This window comes from Aquibacillus kalidii (assembly GCF_014280935.1).
Taxonomy (GTDB): Bacteria; Bacillota; Bacilli; order Bacillales; family Amphibacillaceae; genus Aquibacillus_D; species Aquibacillus_D kalidii.
On sequence record NZ_JACLZI010000023.1, the window covers coordinates 40,487 to 49,077 of the forward strand.

At 36.5% G+C, this 8,591-nt stretch carries 10 protein-coding genes; 8 read left to right on the plus strand and 2 right to left on the minus strand.

Translation table 11 applies throughout. The features are described from left to right. The first annotated feature begins 2 nt into the window (after positions 1 to 2). The 4 genes from menH to H7K77_RS04060 all read left to right on the plus strand — a co-directional run bounded on the left by menH (position 3) and on the right by H7K77_RS04060 (position 3,917). Entirely contained in the window at positions 3 to 809 is an 807-nt protein-coding gene (gene menH, locus H7K77_RS04045; RefSeq protein ID WP_186576438.1) for a 2-succinyl-6-hydroxy-2,4-cyclohexadiene-1-carboxylate synthase, read from the plus strand. Between the two features lie 19 nt (positions 810 to 828). Continuing rightward, positions 829 to 1,647 carry a 1,4-dihydroxy-2-naphthoyl-CoA synthase gene (gene menB / locus H7K77_RS04050; RefSeq protein WP_186576439.1) on the plus strand — a complete coding sequence of 273 codons (819 nt, stop codon included), beginning with the start codon at positions 829 to 831 and terminating at the stop codon, positions 1,645 to 1,647. A 238-nt stretch (positions 1,648 to 1,885) separates the two neighbouring features. Beyond that, a complete protein-coding gene (locus tag H7K77_RS04055; protein WP_186576440.1) occupies positions 1,886 to 3,361 on the plus strand; it encodes an o-succinylbenzoate--CoA ligase in 1,476 nt (491 codons plus the stop codon). 22 nt (positions 3,362 to 3,383) lie between these two features. Then, on the plus strand, positions 3,384 to 3,917 hold the full coding sequence (locus H7K77_RS04060) for a GNAT family N-acetyltransferase (protein ID WP_186576441.1): 534 nt from the start codon (positions 3,384 to 3,386) through the stop codon (positions 3,915 to 3,917). A gap of 37 nt (positions 3,918 to 3,954) precedes the next feature. On the opposite strand, the gene H7K77_RS04065 is transcribed toward H7K77_RS04060, so the two are convergent. Next, positions 3,955 to 5,205, minus strand: a complete 1,251-nt coding sequence (locus tag H7K77_RS04065; protein ID WP_186576449.1) for a Y-family DNA polymerase — start codon at positions 5,203 to 5,205, stop codon at positions 3,955 to 3,957. Between the two features lie 278 nt (positions 5,206 to 5,483). On the opposite strand from H7K77_RS04065, the gene H7K77_RS04070 reads away from it, so the two are divergent. Continuing rightward, complete coding sequence (locus tag H7K77_RS04070) at positions 5,484 to 6,326, plus strand: ABC transporter ATP-binding protein (protein WP_186576442.1); 843 nt, start codon at positions 5,484 to 5,486, stop codon at positions 6,324 to 6,326. 51 nt (positions 6,327 to 6,377) lie between these two features. Here H7K77_RS04070 and H7K77_RS04075 read toward each other — a convergent pair whose 3' ends face one another. Then, a complete protein-coding gene (locus H7K77_RS04075) occupies positions 6,378 to 6,632 on the minus strand; it encodes a DUF6154 family protein (protein WP_186576443.1) in 255 nt (84 codons plus the stop codon). Between the two features lie 172 nt (positions 6,633 to 6,804). Between H7K77_RS04075 and H7K77_RS04080 the strand changes: the two genes are divergently transcribed. From H7K77_RS04080 to ytkD, 3 genes are all read left to right on the plus strand, one after another. Continuing rightward, a complete protein-coding gene (locus tag H7K77_RS04080; protein WP_186576444.1) occupies positions 6,805 to 7,113 on the plus strand; it encodes a hydrolase in 309 nt (102 codons plus the stop codon). A gap of 187 nt (positions 7,114 to 7,300) precedes the next feature. Further along, positions 7,301 to 7,921, plus strand: a complete 621-nt coding sequence (locus H7K77_RS04085; RefSeq protein ID WP_186576445.1) for a hypothetical protein — start codon at positions 7,301 to 7,303, stop codon at positions 7,919 to 7,921. A gap of 21 nt (positions 7,922 to 7,942) precedes the next feature. After that, complete coding sequence (gene ytkD / locus H7K77_RS04090) at positions 7,943 to 8,419, plus strand: RNA deprotection pyrophosphohydrolase (RefSeq protein ID WP_186576446.1); 477 nt, start codon at positions 7,943 to 7,945, stop codon at positions 8,417 to 8,419. Positions 8,420 to 8,591 lie beyond the last annotated feature (172 nt).

Genomic DNA, 8,591 nt, shown 5'->3' on the forward strand with positions numbered 1-8,591 from the left:
AGATGTATGTTTCGACAAAAAACGGTGATTATTGGGTAGAAACGTCTGGAGAAGGAACTCCGATACTTTTGTTACATGGGTTTACAGGTAGTTCTAAAACATGGGACTTGTTTGTGGAAAAGTGGAAAAAAGCGTATAAATTAATTGTACTTGATCTTCCAGGACATGGTAAAACAAACATTGATAAGCTAGTGAGTATGGAAGATTGTTGTGCAGATTTAGAGACGATTCTTAATGAGTTAAACCTTGATAAGGTGAATTTACTAGGCTATTCTATGGGTGGGAGAACCGCTCTATCTTTTGCCATGCTATACACTGAAAGAGTGGCCTCTGTCATTTTAGAAAGTGCCTCTCCTGGACTAGCTGAATCACATGAGCAGATTTCCAGACAGGCTAAAGATGAACAATTAGCTGCGTGGATGGAACAAAATGAACTTTCCGATTTTGTTAAATATTGGGAAAATCTCGATTTGTTTAAAACGCAAAAGAAATTAACATCTAACGTTCAAGCTAATATCCGTAGCGAGCGTCTAAATCAATCTAAACAAGGGTTAGTTCATTCCCTTAGAGGGATGGGGACAGGTAAACAGCCTTCTTGGTGGGATCAGTTAGCTAACTTCTCCTTACCTGTGTTAATCCTTGTTGGACAGGAAGACGATAAGTTTGTTAAATTAGGGAAACATATGGATGAATCCCTAAAATATAGTCAATATAAGGTTATTAAAAATGTGGGTCATGCAGTTCATGTGGAACAACCTGAAATTTTTGGTACAATAGTAAGTGATTTTATTAATCAATTAAGTGAATAGTGAAATGGAGGATATAATGATGACAGTTGAATGGAATAGTGAACGTAGCTATGAAGATATTTTATATGAAACATATAATGGGATTGCTAAAATAACTATTAACCGTCCGGAAGTACGCAACGCCTTTCGTCCTAAAACAGTAAATGAGTTAATTGATGCCTTTGCGTATGCAAGAGACGATTCCAATATAGGTGTTATTGTGTTAGCTGGAGCCGGTGATGATGCTTTCTGTTCTGGCGGTGATCAAAAGGTACGTGGGCATGGAGGATATGTTGGGGATGACCAAATTCCACGCTTGAATGTGCTAGACTTGCAAAGATTAATTCGGGTAATTCCGAAGCCGGTTATTGCAATGGTGTCTGGGTATGCAATCGGCGGTGGTCATGTTTTACATATTGTTTGTGATTTAACTATTGCTGCTGACAATGCTATCTTTGGCCAAACAGGTCCAAAGGTTGGTAGTTTCGATGCTGGATATGGTGCGGGGTACCTTGCTCGTATCGTTGGACATAAGAAAGCACGTGAAATTTGGTTCTTATGCCGTCAGTATAATGCTCAAGAAGCGTTAGACATGGGATTAGTAAATACGGTTGTTCCATTAGATCAGCTAGAAGCAGAAACAATTCAATGGTGTGAAGAAATGCTAGAAAAATCACCGACTGCACTTCGTTTCTTAAAGGCTTCTTTAAATGCAGATACAGATGGTCTTGCAGGACTTCAACAAATGGGTGGAGACGCAACTTTACTTTACTATACTACTGATGAAGCAAAAGAAGGACGAGATGCATTTAAAGAAAAGCGTAATCCTGACTTTAAACAATTCCCACGCTTTCCTTAATTCATGTAATTCATTCAGAGACCAATCACTTTTGTGATGGTCTCTATTTTACTATTAGAAACTATGACCTGACTTTTTAATTAGTAAAAAGAGCTCTTTAGATGGTCTATTAAAGTTTTAAGCAAAGTGGCCATCAATGTATAAGGGATTTTATTTTGAAAAGCGCTGGATTTAATGAAACAGAAAAGGATTATATTTTATATATGCAAAATGGAATATGTGAAAGGATTCGATATGGATGGCAGAGATTATCCCTCATTGGTTGGATAAACAAGCAGCATTATCGCCAAATGAGCTTGCACTTGAAATTCCTGACAAAGAAACACTAACATTTAAAGAGTTACAAGAGCGATCACAATCATTTGCTAGAAAGTTAGCTGGTATCGGAGTTAAGTGCGCAGATCATGTAGCTATTTATGCTCATAATTCGAGTGAAATGGTGGTGATGATTCATGCCCTTTCCTATTTGGGAGCAGTTGCAGTTTTATTAAATACAAGGCTAGCAGTTAAAGAAATATCTTTTCAACTAAACAACGCAGAGGTTGGTTATATTCTTACCGACGTAAGCTTACCATCTGATGTATTTGACTTTACTGCTCCTATCTATTCTGTTGAAGAAGTTCATCAATTAAATGAGGAAGTTGTGGAACTTTTAGGTGAAATTAACCTTGATGATTTGTTTACTATTATTTATACGTCTGGTACAACAGGAAAGCCAAAAGGTGTCCAACATACATATGGGAATCATTGGTGGAGTGCAATCGCCTCTGCGCTTAATTTAGGTATAGATAATCGTGATAAATGGTTAGCTTCTTTACCGTTATTTCATGTTGGTGGGTTATCTATATTAATAAAAAGTGTTATTTATGGTATGCCAGTGTATCTACTTGAAAAGTTTGATGAACAAGTCGTTCATAATGGTATCGTAAATCAAGGTGTAACGATTGTCTCCGTCGTTTCGCTGACTTTGCAACGACTTGTAGATGTTGTTGCAGAGAGTAATCAGTTCTATCCGTCTTCCTTTCGGTGTATGCTTTTGGGTGGGGGACCAGCACCGGAGCCACTATTACAAAAAGCCAAATCACTTCAAATTCCTGTTTATCAAACGTATGGGATGACGGAAACTTCTTCACAAATTGTAACGCTTAGCCCGAGAGATGCGTTAGATAAGCTTGGATCTGCTGGCAAGCCTTTGTTTCCTGCTCAGTTAAAAATTGTGCTGGAAGGCGAGATAGCTAATAACTATCAGGTTGGAGAGATTCATGTAAAGGGAGCAATGGTTACGAAGGGATATTTTAGAGCAGAAGATGCAAACCGAAGTGCTTTCGATCATAACGGATGGTTGGCCACTGGTGATATGGGTTATGTCGATGCAGAAGGTTTTTTATATGTAATGGATCGACGGAAGGATTTAATTATCTCTGGTGGAGAAAACATTTATCCTGCTGAATTGGAAAGTGTCTTATCAGGATGTCCAGGTGTTAAGGACGTAGCTATTGTTGGTAAGATAGATTCAACTTGGGGACAGACTCCCGTTGCTTTTGTAGTGGTAGAGGAAAAAGAAATCGTAACAGCAGACGAGGTTATTAGTTACTGTAGCAAATACTTAGCAAAATATAAGATTCCAAAAGAAGTGTACTTTTTAGAACAACTTCCAAGAACTGCGTCTAATAAAGTAATTCGTCACCAATTAAGTAAATTGTTAAATAACTAAATAGAATTTAGGGGATGAGATTTTGAGTTATACAGAAAAGGGTGTAACCATTAGACCTATTGTGGAAGGAGACCTATTTAAGCTGTGGGAAATGGTTTATAAAGAAGCATGGCCAGAATGGAAAAACTGGGATGCGCCTTATTATGAACATAAACACATTCCTAAAGAGGAATTCCTTGCAAATAAAACGTGGGTAGAACAAGAGGATCGATGGGCTATCGAAATAGACGGAGATATAGTTGGTACAGTTGGTTACTATTGGGAGCATAAGCCTTCAAATTGGTTAGAAATGGGTATTATTATTTATGATACTAAATTCTGGAATGGTGGCTATGGTACAATAGCATTAAAAATGTGGATTTCACATTTATTCAGTACACTTCCTTTGGTTCGAGTTGGTTATACAACATGGTCTGGAAATGAGCGAATGGTGAAGGTAGGAGAGAAGATTGGGATGACTATGGAAGCACGCCTTAGAAAATGTCGGCTCTACAACGGTGTTTACTATGACTCCATTCGTATGGGATTGTTACGTGAAGAGTGGGAATTAAGATGAAGACCTTGACTTGTCGTCTAGGTCTTCATCTTATTTACTATGCTTTATGCCCACCAATTTTCTTGCTTCGTTCGAGCGTAACACCAGAATTAGTAAAGCTTGTAGCTCGTAACAGGGCAGTAGGGCCATAGCGTGCTCTAACCGCATCCATTACATAACCGATATCTTTTCTTTTTGTTCTATCTTCAAATAAATCAAGCTGTGTTTCTTCATCGTCATATAAGTGATCTAAAGTAACAAACACACGTCTAATTTTACTTTTACCATCATAAAACTCTTGAAACAGCTGAATACAAATATTGTATATATCCATCGTAATATTGGTTGGTAAATCAACAGAGCGTGACCGACTAAATCCACCACCTGTTTCTTGAGAATATCCGATTCCAAGATGGATTGTTCTGCCAGCTTGGCCTGCTGTTCTTGCTCTTCTACATACTTCTTCAGCTAGATCGAGCATACAAGCAAATACTTCCTCGTCATCATAATCTCGTAACAACGTGATGCCGTGACCAAATCCTTTTTGTGATTGTTTTTCAAAATTTCCAATAACAGGGCTAAGGTCGACTCCCCAAGCATGCCAATACAGCTGTTCTCCCATAACTCCGAATCGTTTTTTTAATCGTTCTAGGGAATAGTTAGCAAGTTGCCCTAGGTTGACTATTCCCATTCGATTAAGGTTACGCATCATTCGTTTTCCAATTCCCCAAATATCTTCAATCGGCGTCGGCCAAAGTTTTGCTTTCACATCCTCATAGCGACATTCCGCAATGCCATCTTTTTTCGCATATAGGTCCATCACAACCTTGGCTAAAAATTTATTATCACCTATTCCGATTGAACATGTTAGGCCCATTGTTTCAAGTAACTCATTTTTAATAAGTTTTGCTATATTCCAACTACTTCCGTAAATTTTCCCTAGCCCATTAACAGTTACCCACACTTCGTCGACAGAGTATTGATGAATCGCTTCTTTTGGAACAAATTGATTAATCAATTTGGTTATTTCTACGGATACTTTTAAGTAATCTCCCATCTTAGCTTCTACTACATGTATGAGAGGGTCATCAGGTAAATCGAAATAACGACTAACATTTTTAACACCATGTTTATTTTTTAACGTAGGCGATGCTGCTAAAATTATGCTTCCAGACCGATTTTTATCACCAACAACTGCTAGCATAGTTGTCATTGGATCAAATCCCCTTTTAACGCATTCTACGCTAGCATAAAAGGAGCGCATATCAATACAAAGCACATCATTTCTAGGTAAAGCAGTATAATCAATCATAAATTCAACCTCATATAAAAAGAACACTTGTTCGCTTTTTTTGTATACTCAGTATATCGCGATTAACTATTTTTTAAAAGTGACAAAACATTCCAGTTACATATCTGTGAATAAATATTGAAATGCCAATCATTTTAATTGATAAAGATTCTCAAAATCATTGACTTCACATTCAAAACCCAATAAACTAGTTGTATAAGTTTAAAAAAACTAACCATCGATTTAACATATAAAATTGTTTAAAAATCGCAAGCCTCGTAAGGGAGAGATTGCAAATGGAAACATTAGCAACGAGAGATTTGACGCTAGGATATGGAGAAGATATCATCATTGATGATTTGAATATTGAAATTCCTAAAGGTGAGATCACTGTCTTTATCGGAGGGAATGGATGTGGAAAGTCCACATTGTTACGTTCTATGGCTCGTCTCCTTAAACCAAAAGAGGGCGGGGTTGTTTTGCATGGAGAAGATATTGCGAAATTACCAACAAAGGACGTAGCGAAGCAGCTAGCTATTCTTCCACAAAGTCCTACAAGTCCAGAAGGATTATCAGTCGAGGACTTAGTCAAACAAGGTAGACATCCGTATAAGAGTATATTTAAAAAGTGGTCACAAGAAGATGAACAAGCAGTCAATCAAGCGTTAAATGCCACTAATATGTCTGCGTTGAAAGATCGAGCAGTTGATTCTTTATCAGGTGGTCAACGCCAAAGAGCATGGATTGCCATGACATTAGCACAAGGCACGGATACGATTCTTCTAGATGAACCAACAACTTATTTAGACATGACACATCAAATAGATATATTGGACTTATTATTTGAACTTAACGAGCGCAATAATAGTACAATCGTTATGGTATTACATGACTTAAACCTTGCTTGTAGATACGCACACAACATTGTTGCGATAAAAGATAAAAAAGTGTACGCACAAGGAAAGCCAGAAGAAATTATAAATTGCAGCTTAGTACGTGACGTATTTCAAATGAATTGTGATGTTACATATGATCCAATGTTTGGTACACCAATGTGTATCCCGCATGGAAGAGGGCGTTGCTTAATTAAAAAAGCAATGACTGAATCATATGGAACACCATCATCCAAAGTAAATTAACTAGTAAAACCTCATCTTATGATGGGGTTTTTAATTTTGAGCGAAAAGCTATTACTGCACTTTACGCCAATTCAAATCATCTTCAAAATTAGAAGTTGGCTGTTCCAATCTTTCCACAAGACTTTGACTAAGATGCCGCCCCAGCATATCGTTCAGTTCTTCTTTAGAAAGGCTTTTGAAAACCTCCAAGATATCCTGGTGATCCATCTGTTCGAGAATAGATTGTATAAATAACTGTAGTGAATCATTTTCATTTTCGTTGAAATGACGTAAATAACGTTGCAAAATATCATCAGCAAAACGCATGAACAACATTCCTTTCTATTTAAAAATTTTTTTTTTTTTAAAGTGGACGTTTGTCCATTATTGGATGTTTCTTTTACCTAAGCCTTCTTGTAACATACCATATGCAAAAAAAGTGAAAAGTTGTTCATAAATAAAAAGTAATAGAGAAAATTAAAGGGTAGGAGGGTGAAAGATGGAAAAGAAAAAGTATTATGTCAATATTGGTACACAAGAGATATCCCAAGTAGAGTTTGGTAATAACAATGACTTCATCATTCATGCAAATGATGAAGAAGTGTTTTTATTAAGAGAGAAAATGAATGAGATGTATAATGCTGACATGAATGGATTTGTTCGAGCTCATATTCCGTATGTTCCCTATCATAATGACGAATCTAACGACAATTATGATGATGGATTAATTGATGCTTTTAAAATGATCCATGATTTAGGAGATGGGAAAACCAGAGAACATATTGAAAGTATGAACATATTAGATTGATCTTTCCTTAACCAAAAGGAATCTTCTAACAAATTAGTTGTCCCTTTCCATAAAGTGAAACCTTTCACAGAAAATTTCTGAAACATTCATCTTAGTAAATACGTCTATTAACTAAGATAGAATGAAAAGAAGTTTAAATCTAGGACAAAAAAAGGTAAATATAATATAGATGTGGGAGGGGCAATTAATGAAGAAAATAACGATATCTGTCATAACTACTTTGGTAATAGCTTTTTTACCTTACTTTATTTTTTACTATAATCAAGCTCCGGTCGACAATCCAATTATGGAAGTAGGAGTAAATTCTGCTACATTTCCTGACGTAGAAAAAGAAGAAAATCGTAAATCCAGTGACCATCCGTCCATGTTTGTAAGCGCTCAAGTACAAACGACTACCTTACAAGAACAGGAAAATACAGAAGAATTGTCTCATGATGTGATCGTATCGATAACGGATAAATTTATGGATACTCTTGTACAAGAGGTTGATGATCATTATAAAGTGCTTCTATTTCATACAAAGAGTGAACTAATAGAAGCATTTTCATCTATTGCATCTAAAGAAGTGGCAAGTAAATATATAGATATTTATTATCAGGAAAAAGAAAATGGTCTCTATATCATTGCAACAGAAACACCACCATGGTTTGAAAAAAATAGAATCTATGAGAAAATAAAACTAGGGGATAATAGGGTAAAGGTAACACAGTCTAATCAAAACGAAATATTTGGTGAATATAATATAGATTTAGAATTCACCTACAGCAACGAATGGAAACTAACAAACATCACCACTATTAAGTATTAGAATAAAAGGTAGCTGAAAAATATGAAAATATTCCATGATTATTATAATAATCAAGTAAAGTTGTCGTTCGATGATCATCCGTTTCATAAGGAGCCAAAGCACGTTTGGGTGATTTGTCGATGTGACAATAAGTGGTTATTAACGAAACATAAGGATAGAGGGTTAGAATTCCCTGGTGGAAAAGTAGAAGAAGGTGAAACTGCTGAGGAAGCGGCAGTTAGAGAAGTAAAAGAGGAGACAGGTGGCATAGTGGAAAGCCTTAAATATGTTGGGCAGTATTATGTAGTTGGTAAAGGCGGGAATATTGTTAAAAACATCTATTTTGCAACTATTGACACGATAACTAATCAGCCTACATACTATGAAACAGACGGCCCTGTCTTATTGAATGAATTACCAGATCAATTGCAAGTTAATCCTGACTTTAGCTTTATGATGAAAGATGATGTATTACCAACTAGCCTAGAGCAAATTTATGCATTATCCGATTTCAGCTAACCTCAGACTCCTAGGTAGAGTGTGAGGTTTTTTAATTACGAAGGCTCTTTTCGTAACGATTGTGCTTTGTCATATTTTGTATAAAATACGAAGTAACTTATGAGGTGCCGCTACGGAAACTCACTTCGCTTTCCGTGGGCTCGCGCTGAGCCTCCTCGGTCGCAAAGAACAC